This window comes from Paracidovorax sp. (genome assembly GCF_057642795.1).
This window is the reverse complement of the sequence record NZ_JBXYZY010000001.1, coordinates 290487-309909: the sequence shown is the minus strand read 5'-3', so window position 1 is coordinate 309909 and position 19423 is coordinate 290487. Positions and strand designations below refer to the sequence as shown.

Here is a 19423-nt window from a genome sequence, read left to right as displayed (position 1 = left end):
AAAGCTCGTTATCGTGGTTCTGCTGAGTCGGATGCCGGGCGAGCGGGAAATGTTCCGCGGCCCTGCTGCTATGCAGGAGGCCTGCCAGCAGATGCTTGAAGAAAAAGACGGCGGAAATGGGCAAAAGAAATGCCCCGGGGGATCACTCCCCCGGGGCATCGCGTTGCGGCACCTTGCAGCGCACGGGCCCCGCTGGGCCCGCGGCGTCAGGCTGCCACCGACTTGGCGGCGTCCGCGTATTCCTCGATCTGGTCGAAGTTCATGTAGCGATAGACGCTGGCCTTGTCGGCATCGATCACGCCCATTTCCTTGAGGTATTCCTCCTTGGTGGGCAGCTTGCCGATGCGCGATGCGATGGCGGCCAGCTCGGCCGAGCCCAGGAACACGTTGGTGTTCTTGCCCAGGCGGTTCGGGAAGTTGCGGGTGGAGGTGGAGATCACCGTCGCACCTTCGCGCACCTGCGCCTGGTTGCCCATGCACAGCGAGCAGCCCGGCATTTCGGTGCGGGCACCGGCCGTGCCGAAGGCGGCGTAGTGGCCTTCCTTGATCAGCTCGTTCTGGTCCATCTTGGTCGGCGGCGCGACCCACAGCTTGACGGGGATGTCACGCTGGCCACCCAGCAGCTTGGCAGCTGCGCGGAAATGGCCGATGTTGGTCATGCACGAACCGATGAAGGCTTCGTCGATCTTGGTGCCAGCCACTTCCGAGAGGAACTTGGCGTCGTCCGGATCGTTGGGGCAGCAGACGATGGGCTCGGTGATGTCGGCCAAGTCGATCTCGATCACGGCCGCGTATTCGGCGTCCTTGTCGGCTTCGAGCAGTTCGGGCTTGGCCAGCCAGGCTTCGACCTTCTCGATGCGGCGTTTGAGCGTGCGGGCGTCGGCATAGCCGTCGGCGATCATGTTCTTCATCAGCACGACGTTGCTGGTGAGGTATTCCTTGATCGGCTCGGGGTTGAGCTTGATCGTGCAGCCGGCGGCCGAGCGCTCGGCGGAGGCGTCAGACAGTTCGAAGGCTTGTTCCACCTTCAGGTCGGGCAGGCCTTCGATTTCGAGGATCTTGCCGGAGAAGATGTTCTTCTTGCCGGCCTTGGCCACGGTCAGCAGGCCCGCCTTGATGGCGTACAGCGGAATGGCGTGCACGAGGTCGCGCAGCGTCACGCCGGGCTGCAGTTCGCCCTTGAAGCGCACCAGCACGGATTCGGGCATGTCCAGTGGCATCACGCCAGTGGCGGCACCGAAGGCCACGAGGCCGGAGCCCGCAGGGAACGAGATGCCGATCGGGAAGCGCGTGTGCGAATCACCGCCGGTGCCGACGGTGTCGGGCAGCAGCAGGCGGTTCAGCCAGCTGTGGATCACGCCGTCGCCGGGGCGCAGGGCCACGCCACCGCGGTTGCTGATGAAGGCCGGCAGCTCGCGATGCGTCTTCACGTCCACGGGCTTCGGATAGGCGGCCGTGTGGCAGAAGGACTGCATCACCATGTCGGCGGAGAAGCCCAGGCAGGCCAGGTCCTTCAGCTCGTCGCGGGTCATGGGGCCGGTGGTGTCCTGGCTGCCCACGGTGGTCATCTTGGGTTCGCAGTACGTGCCGGGGCGCACGCCCTGGCCTTCCGGCAGGCCCACGGCGCGGCCAACCATCTTCTGCGCCAGCGTGAAGCCGGCCTTGGTTTCGGCGGGCGCCTGCGGCAGGCGGAAGGTGGTGGAGGCCGGCAGGCCCAGGAACTCGCGCGCCTTGGCGGTCAGCGAGCGGCCGATGATCAGGTTGATACGGCCACCAGCGCGCACTTCATCGAGCAGCACGTCGCTCTTGAGCTGAAACTCGGCGACGGTCTCGCCATTGCGCACCAGCTTGCCGTCATAGGGCAGCACGTCGATCACGTCGCCCATCTCCAGCTTGGAGACATCGACTTCGATCGGCAGCGAACCGGAGTCTTCCTGCGTGTTGAAGAAGATGGGGGCGATCTTGCCGCCCAGCGTCACGCCGCCGAAACGCTTGTTCGGCACGTAGGGGATGTCCGCGCCCGTGGCCCAGATCACGCTGTTGGTGGCCGACTTGCGCGAAGAGCCCGTGCCGACCACGTCGCCCACGTAGGCCACGAGGTGGCCCTTCTTCTTCAGGTCTTCGATGAACTGCATCGGACCGCGCTTGCCGTCTTCCTCGGGCTTGAAGGCCGCGTCGGGACGGGTGTTCTTCAGCATGGCCAGGTAGTGCAGCGGGATGTCCGGGCGGCTCCAGGCGTCGGGCGCGGGCGAGAGGTCGTCGGTGTTGGTCTCGCCGGGCACCTTGAAGACGGTGACGGTGATCTTCTTCTCGACTTCGGGACGGCTGGTGAACCACTCAGCGTCGGCCCACGACTGCATGACTTCCTTGGCCTTGGCGTTGCCGGCCTTGGCTTTGTCGGCCACGTCGTTGAAGAAGTCGAACATCAGCAGCGTCTTCTTCAGTGCTTCGGCAGCCACACCCGCCACCTCGGCGTCGTCCAGCAGCTCGATCAGCGGGTGGACGTTGTAGCCGCCCACCATGGTGCCCAGCAGCTCGGTCGCCTGGGCCTTGGAGATCAGTCCCACCTTCAGGTCGCCATGTGCCACGGCGGCCAGGAAGCTGGCCTTGACCTTGGCGGCATCGTCAACACCCGGGGGCACGCGATGGGTCAGCAGTTCGATGAGGAAAGCCTCCTCGCCTGCCGGCGGGTTCTTGATCAGCTCGATCAGCTCGGCCACCTGCTTGGCGTCGAGCGGCAGCGGCGGGATGCCCAGTGCGGCGCGCTCGGCCGCATGGTCACGATAGGCTTTCAACATTTTGTTCTCCAGTGGGACTAATAGGTTTCTGATTTCAAGTGGGGCCGCAAGCGGCTGCCGGCAAGTCACTGCCAGCGCCGTCTGCCGTTACTTCGTGGCCGGGGACTGTTCGGCCGCCGCAGGGGTCGTGGCCGCGGAGGAGTCCAGCAGGCTGGCCTGCGGATGGGTCTTGAGGTTCTGGGCGACCACCAGCTGCTCTGGGCTCATGCAGTCGTCGGCCAGCCGCTGACCGGCCTTCTGGTTCATCAACATCGACTTGTTGGCGATCTGCAGCCAGACAGCGCCGCCAGCCTGGTCTTCCAGGCGCACGGCGCCGGTGCTCGTTGCGACCGGGGTCATGCGGTATTTGTACCCCTTGCCCTCAAGGTTGAAGCGGCCAGGCGAGGCCGGGTCACGCTGCAGGTTCACGTAGGCGCCCAGTTCGCAGGCGATGTGGCCGGTGTAGACGCGATCGGCAATGGCCAGCTCAGCGGGCGACAAAGCGGCCTCTGCCGCCATCAGGCCGCTGGCGACCTGGCTGGTAGCGCTCTTGAGCTGCGTGCGGCTGCTGGTGGCTTTGGCGACACGGGTCGAAGGCACCTTGGCCGGAGCCTTGGCGGCAGCCGACTTCTTGGACACGGCGGCGTCCTTGTGCTTGGCCGCAGTTTTGGACGTGACTTGTTTGGCGGCCGGCTTGGCGGCGTCGGACGTTTGCGCCAGCGCAAGCGCGGGTGCCAGCACCACCAGTGCAGAGGCGATCAAGGACTTCATGGGAATCTAGCTCCTACTCGGGAACGGTTGCGTACAGAAAAAAAGGGCGCCCCTGCCGATGAAGATCAGGACGACGACTGGGCCGCAGCGGTGAACCAGGCCTGAGCCGCCTCGGGCAGCACTCGGCCAGTCTGGTGAGCACGCGTCAGCACCTGCCAGAAATAGCGGTAGCTGGCGCGATCGTGCAACACGCCATCCACGCTGACCGGAGCCCAGTCAGCCTGCAGGGCGGCAGAAATGATGCGGACCGCCTGCGCGATCTCGCCCTCTGGCGGCGAAAACGCCGAAAGAATGGCCCGAATCTGACCCGGGTGGATGCTCCACATGCGGGTGAAGCCGAATTCTCGCGCAGCTCGGCCTGCAGCGGCCTCCAGTGCGGTGACATCGCTGAACTCGGTCACCACGCAATGAGACGGCACCTTGCCATGCGCGTGGCAGGCCGCGGCGATCTCCAGCTTGGCACGCGTGACCAGCGGGTGTGAGAACTGGCCTGCCACGCTCATGCCGGCAGAGGGAATGGCGCCGCCGTGCGCAGAGACAAAATCCATGAGCCCGAAGCTCAGGCTCTGCACACGGGGGTGCGCTGCGATCTCGAAAGCGCGGTGCACGGCTGCGGGTGATTCGATGAGCACATGCAGGGGCAAATGCGCGGCACCGGCGGCCTGCAGGGCGCGCTCTGCCTGCAGCACGTCATCCACCGACTCCACCTTCGGAATCATGATGTGGCAGAGGCGGTGGCCGGCTTCGCCCGCGATGATGGCCATGTCGTCGGCGAACGCCGGATGGTCCACCGTGTGCACCCGGGCCGCCACGCGCGCGCCGGGAGCCGCATCACGCGCCAGGGAGGAGACCAGTTCGGCATGGGCGCGCTCCTGGCCCACCGGGGCCCCGTCTTCGCAGTCCAGCGTGACGTCGAACACACAATGACCGAATTCGGCAGCCATCGCGGACTGCAAGGCGAGGCTCTTGCGCATGCGGGACTCGACGCCGCTGTAATGGTCGCAGACGGGCAGCACCACGGCGCCCGCCTGGGCGCCGAGCAACGCCTGCGCCGGATGGACGGCGGTCGAGACAGGACTTTCGTTGACAGCCACGTTCATGCAGAGCGCTGCGCCACGATGAAGAGGCGCGGAAAGGCCAGCAGCCGCCGCCCGTCGGCACGCACCGTGTACGCGGACTCCACGCGCCGCTCATATTCGGCCAGGAAGTCCGAGCGCTGCGGCTCGGCCAGGGGATCAATGAAAGGCTTGAGCCCCGTGGCGCGCACCCACTCGACGATGGCGGCAGCCGAAGGCATGACGTGCTGATACACCGTGTGCCAGACGTCGATCTGCGCCGCCAGGGGCGCCAGCAGGTCGTAATAGCCGCCGATGCCCAGCAGTTCGGTACGCACGGCATCGGGATTGCCGATGGCGCTGCTCCAGCGGGGGTCGGCAGCCACCTCGCGCATCAGGCGATGGGTGGGCTCCTGCCGGTTGTCCGGCATTTGGATGGCCAGCACGCCACCAGGCGCGAGGCAGCTGAAGAGCCGGGGGATAAGTTGTTCGTGCCCACCCACCCACTGCAGGGAGGCGTTGGCGTAGATGAGATCCGGGGCGGCGCCTGGCGCCGGCTCCCAGCAGGCGATGTCGCCCAGAGCGAAGGCCACGCCCGAAAGTCGCTCGCGGGCGCTTTCGATCATGGCCTGGGAATTGTCGATGCCGGTGACCCGCGCTTGAGGGTAGCGCTGCACCAGCAGTTCGGTGGAATTGCCAGGTCCGCAGCCCAGGTCCACCACATGGAGGGGCGCGGGATGCGGAACGCGTGCCAGCAGTTCCTGAGCGGGGCGCGTACGCTCGTCTTCGAAACGACGATAGAGCGCTGGATTCCAGTCGAGCACGCGCAGCCCCTTCTTCGCCCTGCGATTACAGCAGGTGCTTGACGCCGTCTTGCTCGCCTTGCAGCTCGGCCAGCGTCTTGTTGATGCGCTCTTGCGAGAACTCGTCGATTTCCAGGCCTTCGACGATCTTGTATTCGCCGTTTTCGGTGATCACCGGGAAGCCGAAGACGATGCCTTCGGGAATGCCGTATTCACCCTTGGAAGGCACCCCCATGGTGACCCACTTGCCGTTGGAGCCCAGGGCCCAGTCGCGCATGTGGTCGATGGCGGCGTTCGCGGCCGAGGCAGCCGACGAGGAGCCGCGGGCGTCGATGATGGCGGCGCCGCGCTTGCCCACCGTGGGCAGGAACACGTCAGCGTTCCAGACCTGGTCGTTGATGGCGTCCTTCACGCTCTTGCCGCCGATGGAGGCGAAGCGGTAGTCCGCGTACATCGTGGGCGAGTGGTTGCCCCACACCGTCAGCTTCTCGATCTCGCCGACCTTGCCGCCGGTCTTGGCTGCGATCTGGCTGGCAGCGCGGTTGTGGTCCAGGCGCAGCATGGCCGTGAAGTTCTTGGACGGCAGATCAGGAGCCGACTTCATGGCGATGTAGGCATTGGTGTTGGCGGGGTTGCCCACCACCAGCACCTTCACGTTGCGCGAGGCGACGGCGTTCAGGGCCTTGCCCTGGGCCGTGAAAATCTGGGCGTTGGCGGCCAGCAGGTCGGCACGTTCCATGCCGGGGCCGCGGGGACGGGCGCCAACCAGCAAGGCGTAGTCGGTGTCCTTGAAGGCGGTCATCGGATCGCTGTGGGCTTCCATGCCGGCCAGCAGCGGGAAGGCGCAGTCTTCCAGCTCCATCATCACGCCCTTGAGCGCCTTCTGGGCCTTTTCATCCGGAATTTCCAGCAGTTGCAGGATGACAGGCTGGTCCTTGCCGAGCATTTCGCCGGAGGCGATGCGGAACAGCAGGGCGTAACCGATTTGGCCGGCTGCGCCAGTAACGGCGACACGGACGGGCTTCTTGCTCATGTGAAAACTCCAAAAAGAATGAAGAAACAGGTGTCGGTGCAAGGTAGCACCAGCGCCAGTCACCAGCAGCCCGTGCCCTGCAGAACAGCTTTGGAGTGTACTGCCGATTTCGGCACAGGGTCAATTTGTCTTATGTCTTATATAAGATATGATCGGGCCCGGCATCGCCACGCCCCCAGGCTCGGCGGCGAGAGCCGTTGCACGCATCGACATGTCCACCCCGCCCTCCGCCGCCACCGACAGCAGCGTCCTTTCCCAGGGCGCCGCGGCTGCACCGACCCCGGCCTTCAGCCCGCTCTACCAGCAAATCAAGGGCCTGATCCTGCACAGCCTGCAGCATGGCGAATGGAAGCCTGGCGAAGCCATCCCCAGCGAAATGGATCTGGCCGCGCGCTTTCGGGTGAGCCAGGGCACGGTGCGCAAGGCCATCGACGAGTTGGCAGCCGAGAACCTGGTCACTCGCCGCCAGGGCAAGGGCACGTTCGTGGCGACTCATGCCGAACGCCACGTGCAATACCGCTTTCTGAAGCTGCAGCCCGAAGTGGGCGACGCCAGCGCGGAAGGTCCGGCGCAGCGCAACATCCTCGAATGCCGACGCCTGCGCGCCAGCGCCGAAGTGGCACGCGCGCTCACCCTGCGCACGGGTGATCCAGTGATCCTCGCGCGCCGTATCCTGGCCTTCAAGAACGTGCCCACCATCCTCGAAGACATCTGGCTGCCCGGCCACGCCTTCAAAGGCCTGACGGCAGAGCAACTGGCGAACTATCAGGGCCCCACCTACGCCATGTTTGAGATCGAATTCGGCGTGCGCATGGTCCGCGCGCAAGAGAAGATTCGCGCCGTGCTGCCTGACGAAGCCCAGGCACAGGCGCTGGACGTGAGTCCCGCCACGCCACTGCTCAGCGTGGAGCGACTCGCTTACACATATAACGATGTTCCCATGGAGTTACGCCGAGGCCTGTATCGAACCGACACCCATCACTATCGCAACGACCTGAACTGACCGCCAAACGCAGACAAGAAAGACCACATTGGCGTCTTCAGCAACGCAGCACGCCGGAAAATACGCAGTCCCACGGACTGGACCTCTTGTTGCATTGCAATAGAATTTTGAGTTGTTTGCGATGCGCAATTACAACGCAGTTACACCCACGAAAGCCCACCAGCCATGACCGAGCTTGCCAAGAAACGGCCCGAATTCCGCAACATCAACGCCCTGAAGGACCTGCCGACCTACCGCCTGCCTCCCGCCGGCATCGTGTCGATCCTGCACCGCATCAGCGGCGCCATCATGTTCGTGCTGCTGCCCTTCGTGCTCTGGATGTTTGACACCTCCGTGTCCTCCGAGATCTCGTTTGCGCGCTTCACCTCCGCCTTCACCGCAGGCATCGGCTTCGTGCCGGGCTGGCTGGTCAAGCTGGTCACGCTGGCTCTTCTCTGGGCCTATCTGCACCACTTCATCGCGGGCCTGCGCCACCTCTGGATGGACGTGAGCCACTCGGCCGTCAACAAGCAGACCGGCGAGACCACCGCCCTCGTCACCCTGGCCCTGGGCACCGGCCTGACGGTCATCCTCGGCGCCAAGCTCTTCGGCCTGTACTGATCCGGCCCACAGCTACGCATCAGCCCCCACACACGATAGAAGGAAACCACACCATGTCCGTGAATTACGGCTCCAAGCGCACCGTGGTCGGTGCCCACTACGGCATGCGCGACTGGCTCAGCCAGCGCGTGACGGCCTGCCTGATGGCTCTGTTCACCATCGTCCTGCTGGTGCAGGTCATCTTCACCTCCGGCCCCATCGGCTACGACCGCTGGGCCGGCATCTTCTCCGCGCAATGGATGAAGGTGCTCACGCTGGCCGTGATCGTCGCCCTGGCATGGCATGCCTGGGTGGGCGTGCGCGACATCTGGATGGATTACGTCAAGCCCGTTGGCCTGCGCCTGGCACTGCAAGCGGCCAGCATCTTCTGGCTGATCGGCTGCGCTGGCTGGGGCATCCAGGTCCTCTGGCGTCTGTGACAGCAATACCCCGCGACTGAAGGCAAACAACAATGAGCTACACCAAAGCGAACATCACCACCCGCAGCTTCGACGTCGTCATCGTCGGCGCGGGCGGCTCCGGCATGCGTGCCGCGCTGGAACTCTCCCGCGCGGGCCTGAACGTGGCCTCGCTCTCCAAGGTCTTCCCCACCCGCTCGCACACCGTGGCGGCGCAGGGCGGCGTGTCGGCCTCGCTGGGCAACATGAGCGAGGACAACTGGCACTACCACTTCTACGACACCATCAAGGGCTCCGACTGGCTGGGTGACCAGGACGCCATCGAGTTCATGTGCCGCGAAGCGCCCAACGTCGTGATCGAGCTGGAACACTTCGGCATGCCGTTCGACCGGAACCCCGACGGCACGATCTACCAGCGACCGTTCGGCGGCCACACGGCCAACTACGGCGAAAAACCCGTGCAGCGCGCCTGCGCCGCGGCAGACCGCACCGGTCACGCCATGCTGCACACGCTCTACCAGCAGAACGTCAAGTCCAAGACGAACTTCTTCGTCGAGTGGATGGCGCTCGATCTGATCCGCAACAGCCAGGGCGACGTCGTGGGCGTGACCGCCCTCGAGCTCGAAACCGGCGAGCTCTACCAGTTGCAGGCCAAGGCCGTGCTGCTGGCCACGGGTGGCGCGGGCCGCATCTTCGCGGCGTCGACCAACGCCTTCATCAACACCGGCGACGGCCTGGGCATGGCGGCTCGTGCCGGCATCCCGCTGCAGGACATGGAGTTCTGGCAGTTCCACCCCACCGGCGTGGCCGGCGCGGGCGTGCTGCTGACGGAAGGCTGCCGAGGCGAAGGCGCCATCCTGCTCAACAGCAATGGCGAGCGCTTCATGGAGCGCTACGCGCCCACGCTGAAGGACCTGGCACCGCGCGACTTCGTCTCGCGCTCGATGGACCAGGAAATCAAGGAAGGTCGCGGATGCGGTCCCAACAAGGACTACATCCTGATGAAGCTGGACCACCTGGGTGCCGACACCATCCGCAAGCGCCTGCCTTCGGTGGAAGAGATTGGCCACAACTTCGCCAACGTGGACATCACCAAGGAACCGATCCCCGTGGTGCCCACCATCCACTACCAGATGGGCGGCATCCCGACCAACATCAACGGCCAGGTGGTCGTGCATGACGGCGTGCAGAACCAGGTGGTGAACGGCCTCTACGCCGTGGGCGAATGCTCCTGCGTTTCTGTGCATGGCGCCAACCGACTGGGCACCAACTCCCTGCTGGACCTGCTGGTGTTCGGCAAATCCGCTGGCAAGCACATCGTCGAATTCGTCAAGGGCTCGGGCGAACGCAAGCCGCTGCCGGCCGACGGCGCCGAACGCACGCTGACGCGACTGAACCAGCTGCAGGAATCCACCGGCGGCGAATACGCCCAGAACATCGCCAACGACATCCGCTCCGGCATGCAGCAACACGCAGGCGTGTTCCGCACGCAGGCCGGCATGGACGAAGGCGTGGTCAAGATCAACGCGATCCGCGACCGCGTGGGCAGCGTCACGCTGAAGGACAAGTCCAAGGTCTGGAACACCGCCCGCATGGAAGCGCTGGAAGTGGACAACCTCATCGAAGTGGCCCAGGCCACCATGACGTCGGCCGCAGCCCGCAAGGAATGCCGCGGCGCGCACACGGTCTACGACTACGAGCACCCGGCCGATCACGCCGAGTTCCCGCTGGGCCGCAACGACAAGGAATGGATGAAGCACACGCTGTGGCACAGCGCTGACAACAGCCTGACCTACAAGCCGGTCAACCTCAAGCCCCTGACGGTGGACAGCGTGCCTCCCAAGGTCCGCACGTTCTAAGACCCGCAGTCCCACGAGAGAACAACACCATGAAGCGCACCTTTCAAATCTACCGCTACGACCCGGACAAGGACGCCAAGCCCTACATGCAGACCGTGGAGATCGAACTCGACGGCCACGAGCGCATGCTGCTGGACGCCCTGGTCAAGCTCAAGGCGCAGGATCCGTCCATCTCCTTCCGCCGCTCCTGCCGCGAAGGCGTCTGCGGCTCGGACGCGATGAACATCAACGGCAAGAATGGCCTGGCGTGCCTCACGAACATGAACACGCTCAAGGGCACCATCGTGCTCAAGCCCCTGCCTGGCCTGCCGGTGATCCGCGACCTGATCGTGGACATGACGCAGTTCTTCAAGCAGTACCACTCGATCAAGCCCTACCTGATCACCGAAGGCCTGACGCCCGAGAAGGAGCGCCTGCAGTCGCCCGAGGAACGTGACGAGCTCAACGGCCTCTACGAGTGCATCCTGTGCGCCAGCTGCTCGACCAGCTGCCCCAGCTTCTGGTGGAACCCCGACAAGTTCGTGGGCCCCGCCGGCCTGCTGCAGGCCTACCGCTTCATCGCCGACAGCCGCGACGAAGCCACGGGCGAGCGCCTGGACAACCTGGAAGACCCCTACCGCCTCTTCCGTTGCCACACCATCATGAACTGCGTGGACGTCTGCCCCAAGGGCCTGAACCCCACGAAGGCCATCGGCAAGATCAAGGAACTGATGGTGCGTCGCGCCATCTGATCGTCCAGCAATGTCCGAAGAATTGCTGGATGAACGCGAGGCAGCCAAGCTCAAGTGGCGCTGCCGCCGCGGTCTGGTGGAGAACGATCTGTTCATCGAACAGTTCTTCGCCACCTACGGCTCGCGCCTGACTGCCAGCCAGGCGCAAGGTCTCACGACCTTGATGGATCTGCCCGACAACGACCTGCTGGACCTGCTGCTGCGGCGCAAGGAACTGTCAGGCGAACTGGACACGCCGAACATCAAGACCGTGCTTGAACAGCTGCGCCCCCGGGTGTCGGCACCCCCTCCTGCGCTTGCGGGCTAACAACAGAAGGAATCTGAAATGAAACTGGCAGACAACAAGGCAACGCTATCGTTCAGCAATGGGAGCCCCAGCGTGGAACTCCCGGTGTACCAAGGCAGCATCGGCCCCGACGTCGTGGACATCCGCAAGCTGTACGCGCAGACGGGCATGTTCACGTATGACCCCGGTTTCCTTTCGACGGCATCGTGCCAGTCGTCCATCACCTACATCGACGGCGACAAGGGCGAGCTGCTGTACCGCGGCTACCCCATCGAGCAGCTGGCCACCAACTGCGACTACCTGGAAACCTGCTATCTGCTGCTGAAGGGCGAACTGCCCAACGCCACGCAGAAACAGCAGTTCAATGACAGCGTGACCCAGCACACGATGGTCAACGAGCAGATGCAGTTCTTCCTGCGCGGCTTCCGCCGCGATGCTCACCCCATGGCCGTGCTGACCGGCTTGGTGGGCGCGCTGTCGGCCTTCTATCACGACAGCACGGACATCAACAATCCGCAGCACCGCGAGATCTCGGCCATCCGCCTGATCGCCAAGATGCCGACGCTGGTCGCCATGGCCTACAAGTACGGCGTGGGCCAGCCCTACATGTACCCGCAGAACAACCTGAGCTATGCAGGCAACTTCCTGCGCATGATGTTCGGCACGCCCTGCGAAGAGTACAAGGTCAACCCCGTGCTCGAACGCGCGCTGGACCGTATCTTCATCCTGCACGCAGACCACGAGCAGAACGCCTCCACCTCCACCGTGCGCCTGTGCGGTTCGTCGGGCACCAACCCGTTCGCCGCCATCGCGGCCGGCGTGGCCTGCCTCTGGGGCCCCGCCCACGGCGGCGCCAACGAAGCGGCCCTGAACATGCTGCACGACATCCAGGCCCAAGGCGGTGTGGAAAAGATCGGCGAGTTCATCAAGCAGGTCAAGGACAAGAACTCCGGCGTCAAGCTGATGGGCTTCGGTCACCGCGTGTACAAGAACTACGACCCCCGCGCCAAACTCATGCAGGAAACCTGCAACGAAGTGCTGGCAGAGCTTGGCCTGGAAAACGACCCGCTGTTCAAGCTGGCCAAGGAACTGGAAAAAATCGCCCTGGAAGACGAGTACTTCGTGTCGCGCAAGCTGTACCCGAACGTGGACTTCTACTCCGGCATCGTGCAGCGCGCCATCGGTATCCCCGTGAACCTGTTCACCGGCATCTTCGCCCTGGCACGCACCGTGGGCTGGATCGCCCAGCTCAACGAAATGATCGGCGACCCCGAGTACAAGATCGGCCGCCCCCGCCAGCTGTTCGTGGGCTCCGAGCGCCGCGACGTGCAGCCCCTGGCCCAGCGCTGATCGGCGCACCCGGGCGCACACGCGCCCGTGCCAGCACATTCCCCAAAGCCCGCAGGCCCAGCCTGCGGGCTTTTTTGTTGGCGTGAGCCAGGTCGAAGACGGTCTGCGCGCGCGGTAGCAGCGCACCAGCGGTGTCTTTCAGCGCCGCACAGGCCCGCCGAAGCGCTCGCGGTAGGCCTGCGGCGTGATGCCCAGGTGCCGCACGAAAAGATGCCGCAGCGCCTGCTCCGAGCCCATGCCCACGCGCGCTGCCACGGTCTTGAGCGGCAGGCCGGCATGCGATTCCAGCAGGCGGCGGGCGCCCTCCAGCCGGGCCGATTCCACGAAGGCCGTGGGCGTCTGCCCGGTCTCCTGCACGAACACGCGGCGGAAGTGGCGCTCGCTCATCGCCGCGCGCCCGGCCAGCGCGGCGAGCGGCATGGGCTCATGCAGATGCTCCAGCACCCAGTTCTGCACGGCCTGGATGTCGCGGTGCCCCGTCGCCTGGCTGGCCAGCTGCACGCTGAACTGCGACTGCCCGCCCGGGCGCTTGAGGTACATGACCAGATCGCGCGCCACCTCCAGCGCCAGCTCATGGCCGAAGTCCTCCTCCACCACCGCCAGGGCCAGGTCGATGCCGGCCGTGACGCCAGCCGACGTCCAGAGCGCGCCGTCGCGCACGTAGATCGCGTCCGGATCCACGTCGATGGCGGGGTAGCGCTGGCGCAGCAGGCCCGCCACGCCCCAGTGGGTGGCGGCGCGCCGGCCATCGAGCAACCCCGCCGCCGCCAGGAAGAAGCTGCCCGAGCACAGCGCGATCAGGCGCGCCACCCGAGGCGCGACCCGCGCCGTCCAGGCCACCAGATCGGGCGAGGCGGCCAGCACCTGTTCGATGTGGCGCGAGCCGACCAGCAGCACGGTGCAGCCCATGCCGTCCTCCTCCACCTCGGACAGGGTGCGCGTGGCGGTCAGCGACATCAGCGTATCGGACGGCACGGGGCCGGCCTGGGCCGCGACCACGCGCACCGCGTAGCCATCGGGCCGGCCATGCCGGCGCAGGTGGACGTTGGCATAGTCGAACACCGACATGGGGCCGATGGCCTCCAGCGCCTTGAAACCGGGATAGATGACGAGATCGACGCGGTGGGCGCTGTCGTGGTGATGGTCCATGGAGCAGGGAAAAGGAGAGCCGGAAAAGGCGGCACTATAGGGGTTCGGCTGCAGTCGGCACGTCCGGCGCAGCCATCACCCCTCAGATTCGGACATAACGGCAGGGGCGGCGGACATGCCCCGCCGCGCTGCGCCGCCATGGCCTACAGTGCAGCCCTGACGCGCCTTCTACGGCCCCGCCCACCCCTTTTTGTGAAAGAACACCCCCCCATGAAATCCAAAGCCGCCGTGGCCTTCAAGGCCGGAGAACCCCTGCAGATCGTGGAAATCGACGTCGCCCCGCCGCAGAAGGGCGAAGTGCTGATCCGCATCACCCACACCGGCGTGTGCCACACCGACGCCTTCACGCTGTCCGGCGAGGACCCGGAAGGTCTCTTTCCCGTGGTGCTGGGCCATGAAGGCGCCGGCATCGTGGTGGAAGTGGGCGAAGGCGTGACCAGCGTCAAGCCCGGCGACCACGTCATTCCGCTCTACACCGCCGAATGCGGCGAGTGCCTCTTCTGCAAGAGCGGCAAGACCAACCTCTGCGTGTCTGTGCGCGCCACGCAGGGCAAGGGCGTCATGCCCGACGGCACCACGCGCTTTTCGTACAACGGCCAGCCGATCTACCACTACATGGGCTGCTCCACCTTCAGCGAATACACCGTGGTGGCCGAGGTCTCGCTCGCCAAGATCAGCCCCGACGCCAATCCCGAGCAGGTCTGCCTGCTGGGCTGCGGCGTGACGACCGGCCTGGGCGCGGTCAAGAACACCGCCAAGGTGCAGGAGGGCGACACCGTCGCCGTGTTCGGCCTGGGTGGCATCGGCCTGGCGGTGATCCAGGGCGCCAAGCTGGCCAAGGCCGGCCGCATCATCGCGGTGGACACCAACCCCTCCAAGTTCGACCTGGCCCGCACCTTCGGCGCCACCGACTGCGTGAACCCCAAGGACCACGACAAGCCCATCCAGCAGGTGATCGTGGAGATGACCACCTGGGGCGTGGACCACAGCTTCGAGTGCATCGGCAATGTCAACGTGATGCGCGCCGCGCTCGAATGCGCGCACCGCGGCTGGGGCCAGTCGGTCATCATCGGCGTGGCGGGCGCGGGCCAGGAAATCTCCACCCGCCCCTTCCAGCTGGTCACCGGCCGCAAGTGGCTGGGCACGGCCTTCGGCGGCGTCAAGGGCCGCAGCGAGCTGCCCGGCATGGTCGAAGACGCCATGGCCGGCCGCATCCAGCTGGAGCCCTTCGTCACGCACACCATGCCACTGCCGGAAATCAACGAAGCCTTCGATCTGATGCACGAAGGCAAGTCGATCCGCTCGGTCGTGCATTACTGAGCCGGCGCCCACCCGAACGGAACCCCCCATGACCAGCACCGCGCCTTTCCAGACGCTTTCCAGCCACGCCTGCTTCGGCGGGCGGCAGCTCTTTCTGCAGCACGATTCGCGCGAGATCGGCCTGCCGATGAAGCTCGCCCTCTACCTGCCGCCGCAGGCCGAACACGGCCCCGTGCCCGCCCTGCTCTACCTGGCGGGCCTCACCTGCAACGAGGAAACCTTCATGGTCAAGGCCGGCGCGCAGCGGCTCGCGGCCGAGCTGGGCATAGCGCTCATCGCGCCCGATACCAGCCCGCGCGGCGCGGCGGTGGAATCGCTGGAAGGGGCCACCGCCAGTTGGGACTTCGGCATCGGCGCGGGCTTCTATCTCGACGCGATGCAGCAGCCCTGGCGCACGCACTGGCGCATGGAAAGCTACCTCACGGCCGAGCTGCTGCCCCTGCTGGCGCAGCACCAGCCCATCGACCTGCAGCGACTGGGCCTCTTCGGCCATTCGATGGGCGGGCACGGTGCGCTCACACTGGCGCTGCGGCACCCCGGCATGTTCCGGTCGCTCTCGGCCTTTGCGCCCATCTGCGCACCCACGCGCTGCCCCTGGGGCGAGAAGGCCTTCACCGGCTACCTGGGCTCGGACCGCACGGCCTGGGGCGAGCATGACGCCACCGTGCTGATGGAGAACCAGCCTATCGCGCCCTACCCGGCCGGCATCCTGATCGACCAGGGCCTGGACGACAAATTCCTCGCAGAGCAGCTGCATCCCCATCTGTTCGAGGCGGCCTGCATCGCCATCGGCCAGCCGCTCGCGCTGCGCCGGCATGCGGGCTACGACCATGGCTACTACTTCATCCAGAGCTTCATGGAAGACCACCTGCGCCACCATGCGCGGCAGCTGGGCCTGGCGGGCTGAACGCAACGCCACCTTTCCCCATCGCTTAAGGGCTGCCCGTATAGGGCGGCCCTTTTTTCATGGTGTCTCACCTGGCAGCGAGGAGCGGGGCCCAAGGCGCAGCCGCCGCCGAACGCTCATCGTGTTGGTGTCTTAACCGATGCAGCCGGAGTCCCCTTGCGCTACGGTGAGAACGGCCGCTCAGTTCCTGAACTGCCTTCATAGACCTCACCCGCATCGCACAGATCAAACGCATCCAATGAAATGAAAGCTATGTTTTCATGAGGGAAGCCGGTCTCCATAATGAAGCCCAACGGAGCGCCGAATCCACCCTTCGCTCTATGCAGGATGCCCCGGAAAGGAACGCATGACCTCGATGCACTCCGTGCCGACCAGCACCCCCACCGGCCCGACAGGGCCTGCCGCCGTGCTCTCCCCTACAGAGGTGGAGCGTCTCAAGCAGCAGATATTCGATGCGACGCCCATGGGGCTGTGCCTCATGGTGGAAGGCGCCCCGCAACTCATCAACGCGCGGTTCGCGGAACTGCTGGGCGCCAGCGCCGACGATGCAGAGCGCCCCGCCAGCTGGCTGCAGCAGCAGTGGCCTGCCCTATGGCCCCAGCTGCGAGGCATCGGCCGCAGCCAACGGCATGTGAGCAGCACGGACTCCTGCGGTATGGTCTTCAATGGCCGGGCTTATTCCCGACAGCTGCCAGCCCTGGGCGAGCATGCCGAACTCATCACCGTCGTGGACGACCCGCAACGGGCGCAGATCGCGTTTTCGTCGCAATGGCGCGCCCGCATGCTCGAGCAGACCGAGACCATGGGGCGCAGCGGTTCCGCGGAACTCGACCTTGACCATGGCAAGGCCGTGCTGTCCAAGGGCCTGCATGCCTTGCTGGGCCAGCCCTTCCAGCCCGATGCCTGGCCCAGCTGGCGCCTCCTGCGCTGCGTGCCGCCCAATGAGCGCGGCTATGCGGCCTCCATCTGGCGCGGGGCCCTGCCTGATGAACCGTTCGAGTTCCAGCACCGGCTGCTGCGAGCCGATGGCACGCGGCTCGAAGTGCTGCAGCGCGGCATGGTGGAGACGGACCCATCGGGCCGCCGCCACGGCTACCTCATCATCCAGGACATCACCGCCCAGCGCGAAGCCGAACAGCGCATTCAGGAGCTGGCCAACCACGACGAAGTGACCGGGCTCGCCAACCGCACGCAGCTGCTGGACCGCATCGATGCCGCGGTGCACAGTTCGAAGTGGAATCCCCAACCCTTCCTGCTGCTGTCCATCCAGGTCGATCAAGTGGATCAGCTCAAGCAGGCCATGGGCTACGGCGCTGGCGACGCCATGGCCATGGCCGTGGCGGCGCGCCTGTGCACCCTGGCCGGCCCGGGCGACACCGTGGCGCGTGTGGACGGGGGCGAATTCGCCCTCCTGCTCAGTCCGGAAAGCAGTGTGCTGGACCCAAAGGGCTTCAAGCAGGCCCGGGATGTCGTGCAGGCCCTGTCCCAGGCCGAGCGCCTGGGCTCGGTCGAGATAGTGCCCGGCGCGCGGGTGGGCGTAGCCCGCTTTCCCGAAGACGCCGGCGGCGCAGGGGGCCTGCTGGAGGCGGCGCAGACCGCGCGCATGGGCATTGATGCCAGTGGCGAGCAGGTGGCCGTGTATACCCCAGCTACCCGGACCATGGCCCTGCGCAAGCTGGCCATCGAATCCGGATTGCGCCACGCGGTAGAGCGCGACGAGCTGACGCTCAGCTACCTGCTGCAAGCCGATCTGACCACCGGCGACATCGCGGGCATGCAGCTCGTGCTGCGCTGGCACAGCCAGGAACTGGGGGTCGTACCGGGCAGTGAATTCATGCCCGTGGCGATGCAGACCGGCCTGATCGTCATGCTGGGCGACTGGAAGCGCGATGCCGCCTGTCGCCAGCTACGCGCGTGGGAGCAGGCCGGCGTGCGTGCCCCCCGGCTGTCCCTGCGCGTCTCGCTGCTGGAGCTGCAGCAGCCCGATATGGCGGACAAGCTGCGCACCTCCTTGTCCAGCCACGGGCTGACTCCCCAGGCGCTGGGCGTCGAGATCAGCGAACACGCGCTCATCAATGCATCGCCCGCTCTCGTGCGCACGCTCACCGAGCTGCGCGGCCTGGGGCTGGAGATCTCGCTGGGCGACTTCGGCGCCGGCTTCACCAATCTGAGCCTGCTGCGCACCCTGCCGGTGGACGTGATCAAGGTCCATCGCTCGTGCGTGCCCGACGTGACCGCGGCCACGGGCGACGTCTCGCTGACCCGCGCCATCATCAACATGGCCCACAGCCTGCAGATGAAGGTGCTGGCCGACGGCGTGGAAACGACCGGCCAGCTCACGCTGCTGATCGCCAACGGCTGCGACCGCATGCAGGGCCCCGTGCTGGCCGATCCCGTTGACGCGCAGGGGATGGCGCAGATGCTGTCCGACCGGGTGCGTCTGCCTGACCACCTTCTCACACGCCGACGCGAGCGCACGCTGCTGCTGGTGGACGACGAGCCCAACATCGTCTCGGCCCTGCGCCGCCTCTTCCGGCGCGAGGGCTACCGCATCGCTACGGCCAGCAGCGGAACCGAAGGGCTGCAGCGCATGGCCGAATGCGATGTGGACGTGGTGCTGTCAGACCAACGCATGCCAGGCATGACGGGGGTGGAGTTCCTGCGCCGTGCCAAGGAGCTGTATCCCGACACCGTGCGCATGGTGCTGTCCGGCTATACCGAGCTGCAATCCATCACCGATGCGGTGAACGAAGGAGCCATCTACCGCTTCCTGACCAAACCCTGGGACGACCAGCGCCTGCTGGTGCATGTTCGGGAAGCCTTCGCCCATAAGGAGATGGCCGACGAGAACAAGCGCCTCGCATCGGCGGTGGTCACCGCGAGCGAAGCGCTGGCGGCCGCCAATGAAAGGCTGGAGCGGGTGCTGGGCTCGCGACAGCAGCAGATCGACCAGGAAAGCGCCCGCGCCGATGCGGTACGCGATCTGGTGGAGCAGTTGCCGGTCCCCCTGCTGGGCATCGACCCAGACGGCACCATCGTGCTGGCCAACCAGGAAGCGCAGCGTACCTTGGGCCTGTCCACCCCGCTGCTGGGGGAATCTGCGGCCGAGGTGCTGCAGCAAGACCTTCCCCAGCCGGGTGCAGGCCTGGCCACCGGTCTGCCGGACGCGAAGTCGCCGCCCCTGCATTGGCAGGGCGCGCACTGGAGCATGAAGGTGCGTGCCCTTGCCGACTCCGGGCCACGCGGGCTGCTGGTGGTACTCACACAGCGCCACCGCGAGCCGCACCCGGCGAAAGGCGGGGCCCCGGTGGGCTCTGCCGCTGCCCCGCCAGCATCCGCCAGCCAGGTGGAGCACAGGGAATAAAGAACTGCGCACGCTTC

At 65.9% G+C, this 19423-nt stretch carries 16 protein-coding genes; 10 read left to right on the top strand and 6 right to left on the bottom strand.

Annotated elements, in window-relative coordinates:
- Nucleotides 1–206: 206 nt before the first annotated feature.
- The 5 genes from acnB to AC3A84_RS01380 all read right to left on the bottom strand — a co-directional run bounded on the left by acnB (nt 207) and on the right by AC3A84_RS01380 (nt 6439).
- Nucleotides 207–2798 carry a bifunctional aconitate hydratase 2/2-methylisocitrate dehydratase gene (gene acnB, locus AC3A84_RS01400; RefSeq protein WP_487967959.1) on the bottom strand — a complete coding sequence of 864 codons (2592 nt, stop codon included), beginning with the start codon at nt 2796–2798 and terminating at the stop codon, nt 207–209.
- Between the two features lie 87 nt (nt 2799–2885).
- On the bottom strand, nt 2886–3548 hold the full coding sequence (locus AC3A84_RS01395) for a hypothetical protein (RefSeq protein WP_487967958.1): 663 nt from the start codon (nt 3546–3548) through the stop codon (nt 2886–2888).
- A 65-nt stretch (nt 3549–3613) separates the two neighbouring features.
- The gene (locus tag AC3A84_RS01390; protein ID WP_487967957.1) at nt 3614–4648 is read right to left on the bottom strand and encodes an HpcH/HpaI aldolase/citrate lyase family protein; all 1035 of its coding nucleotides are present in this window, start codon (nt 4646–4648) and stop codon (nt 3614–3616) included.
- Nucleotides 4645–5427 carry a trans-aconitate 2-methyltransferase gene (gene tam / locus AC3A84_RS01385; RefSeq protein ID WP_487967956.1) on the bottom strand — a complete coding sequence of 261 codons (783 nt, stop codon included), beginning with the start codon at nt 5425–5427 and terminating at the stop codon, nt 4645–4647. Before tam ends, AC3A84_RS01390 begins: the two co-directional genes overlap by 4 nt.
- Before the next feature lie 25 nt (nt 5428–5452).
- Nucleotides 5453–6439: a malate dehydrogenase gene (locus AC3A84_RS01380; protein ID WP_487967955.1), complete on the bottom strand. Its 987-nt coding sequence runs from the start codon at nt 6437–6439 to the stop codon at nt 5453–5455.
- Nucleotides 6440–6650: 211 nt separating this feature from the next.
- Here AC3A84_RS01380 and AC3A84_RS01375 point away from each other — a divergent pair, with 211 nt between their 5' ends.
- The 7 genes from AC3A84_RS01375 to AC3A84_RS01345 all read left to right on the top strand — a co-directional run bounded on the left by AC3A84_RS01375 (nt 6651) and on the right by AC3A84_RS01345 (nt 12666).
- Nucleotides 6651–7442 carry a GntR family transcriptional regulator gene (locus AC3A84_RS01375; protein ID WP_487967954.1) on the top strand — a complete coding sequence of 264 codons (792 nt, stop codon included), beginning with the start codon at nt 6651–6653 and terminating at the stop codon, nt 7440–7442.
- 165 nt (nt 7443–7607) lie between these two features.
- Complete coding sequence (sdhC, locus tag AC3A84_RS01370; protein WP_487967953.1) at nt 7608–8042, top strand: succinate dehydrogenase, cytochrome b556 subunit; 435 nt, start codon at nt 7608–7610, stop codon at nt 8040–8042.
- Between the two features lie 53 nt (nt 8043–8095).
- Nucleotides 8096–8461, top strand: coding sequence for a succinate dehydrogenase, hydrophobic membrane anchor protein (gene sdhD, locus AC3A84_RS01365; RefSeq protein ID WP_487967952.1), 366 nt, complete (start codon nt 8096–8098; stop codon nt 8459–8461).
- A 32-nt stretch (nt 8462–8493) separates the two neighbouring features.
- Complete coding sequence (gene sdhA / locus AC3A84_RS01360) at nt 8494–10299, top strand: succinate dehydrogenase flavoprotein subunit (RefSeq protein ID WP_487967951.1); 1806 nt, start codon at nt 8494–8496, stop codon at nt 10297–10299.
- A 29-nt stretch (nt 10300–10328) separates the two neighbouring features.
- Complete coding sequence (locus AC3A84_RS01355) at nt 10329–11030, top strand: succinate dehydrogenase iron-sulfur subunit (RefSeq protein ID WP_092936923.1); 702 nt, start codon at nt 10329–10331, stop codon at nt 11028–11030.
- 10 nt (nt 11031–11040) lie between these two features.
- Complete coding sequence (locus tag AC3A84_RS01350) at nt 11041–11337, top strand: FAD assembly factor SdhE (RefSeq protein WP_288510150.1); 297 nt, start codon at nt 11041–11043, stop codon at nt 11335–11337.
- An 18-nt stretch (nt 11338–11355) separates the two neighbouring features.
- Entirely contained in the window at nt 11356–12666 is a 1311-nt protein-coding gene (locus tag AC3A84_RS01345; protein WP_487967950.1) for a citrate synthase, read from the top strand.
- 138 nt (nt 12667–12804) lie between these two features.
- Here AC3A84_RS01345 and AC3A84_RS01340 read toward each other — a convergent pair whose 3' ends face one another.
- A complete protein-coding gene (locus AC3A84_RS01340) occupies nt 12805–13815 on the bottom strand; it encodes a GlxA family transcriptional regulator (protein WP_487967949.1) in 1011 nt (336 codons plus the stop codon).
- Nucleotides 13816–14025: 210 nt separating this feature from the next.
- On the opposite strand from AC3A84_RS01340, the gene AC3A84_RS01335 reads away from it, so the two are divergent.
- The 3 genes from AC3A84_RS01335 (at nt 14026) to AC3A84_RS01325 (ending at nt 19406) form a co-directional block, all read left to right on the top strand.
- Nucleotides 14026–15135, top strand: coding sequence for an S-(hydroxymethyl)glutathione dehydrogenase/class III alcohol dehydrogenase (locus tag AC3A84_RS01335; RefSeq protein WP_487967948.1), 1110 nt, complete (start codon nt 14026–14028; stop codon nt 15133–15135).
- Nucleotides 15136–15163: 28 nt separating this feature from the next.
- On the top strand, nt 15164–16042 hold the full coding sequence (fghA, locus tag AC3A84_RS01330) for an S-formylglutathione hydrolase (RefSeq protein WP_487967947.1): 879 nt from the start codon (nt 15164–15166) through the stop codon (nt 16040–16042).
- A gap of 346 nt (nt 16043–16388) precedes the next feature.
- Nucleotides 16389–19406 carry an EAL domain-containing protein gene (locus tag AC3A84_RS01325; protein ID WP_487967946.1) on the top strand — a complete coding sequence of 1006 codons (3018 nt, stop codon included), beginning with the start codon at nt 16389–16391 and terminating at the stop codon, nt 19404–19406.
- The last annotated feature ends 17 nt before the right edge of the window (nt 19407–19423 follow it).

Coding starts and splice junctions, on each gene's coding strand:
- acnB (WP_487967959.1), bottom strand. CDS start 2,798: ATGTTGAAAGCCTATCGTGACCATGCGGCCGAGCGCGCCGCACTGGGC.
- AC3A84_RS01395 (WP_487967958.1), bottom strand. CDS start 3,548: ATGAAGTCCTTGATCGCCTCTGCACTGGTGGTGCTGGCACCCGCGCTT.
- AC3A84_RS01390 (WP_487967957.1), bottom strand. CDS start 4,648: ATGAACGTGGCTGTCAACGAAAGTCCTGTCTCGACCGCCGTCCATCCG.
- AC3A84_RS01380 (WP_487967955.1), bottom strand. CDS start 6,439: ATGAGCAAGAAGCCCGTCCGTGTCGCCGTTACTGGCGCAGCCGGCCAA.
- AC3A84_RS01375 (WP_487967954.1), top strand. CDS start 6,651: ATGTCCACCCCGCCCTCCGCCGCCACCGACAGCAGCGTCCTTTCCCAG.
- sdhC (WP_487967953.1), top strand. CDS start 7,608: ATGACCGAGCTTGCCAAGAAACGGCCCGAATTCCGCAACATCAACGCC.
- sdhD (WP_487967952.1), top strand. CDS start 8,096: ATGTCCGTGAATTACGGCTCCAAGCGCACCGTGGTCGGTGCCCACTAC.
- sdhA (WP_487967951.1), top strand. CDS start 8,494: ATGAGCTACACCAAAGCGAACATCACCACCCGCAGCTTCGACGTCGTC.
- AC3A84_RS01355 (WP_092936923.1), top strand. CDS start 10,329: ATGAAGCGCACCTTTCAAATCTACCGCTACGACCCGGACAAGGACGCC.
- AC3A84_RS01350 (WP_288510150.1), top strand. CDS start 11,041: ATGTCCGAAGAATTGCTGGATGAACGCGAGGCAGCCAAGCTCAAGTGG.
- AC3A84_RS01345 (WP_487967950.1), top strand. CDS start 11,356: ATGAAACTGGCAGACAACAAGGCAACGCTATCGTTCAGCAATGGGAGC.
- AC3A84_RS01340 (WP_487967949.1), bottom strand. CDS start 13,815: ATGGACCATCACCACGACAGCGCCCACCGCGTCGATCTCGTCATCTAT.
- AC3A84_RS01335 (WP_487967948.1), top strand. CDS start 14,026: ATGAAATCCAAAGCCGCCGTGGCCTTCAAGGCCGGAGAACCCCTGCAG.
- fghA (WP_487967947.1), top strand. CDS start 15,164: ATGACCAGCACCGCGCCTTTCCAGACGCTTTCCAGCCACGCCTGCTTC.
- AC3A84_RS01325 (WP_487967946.1), top strand. CDS start 16,389: ATGACCTCGATGCACTCCGTGCCGACCAGCACCCCCACCGGCCCGACA.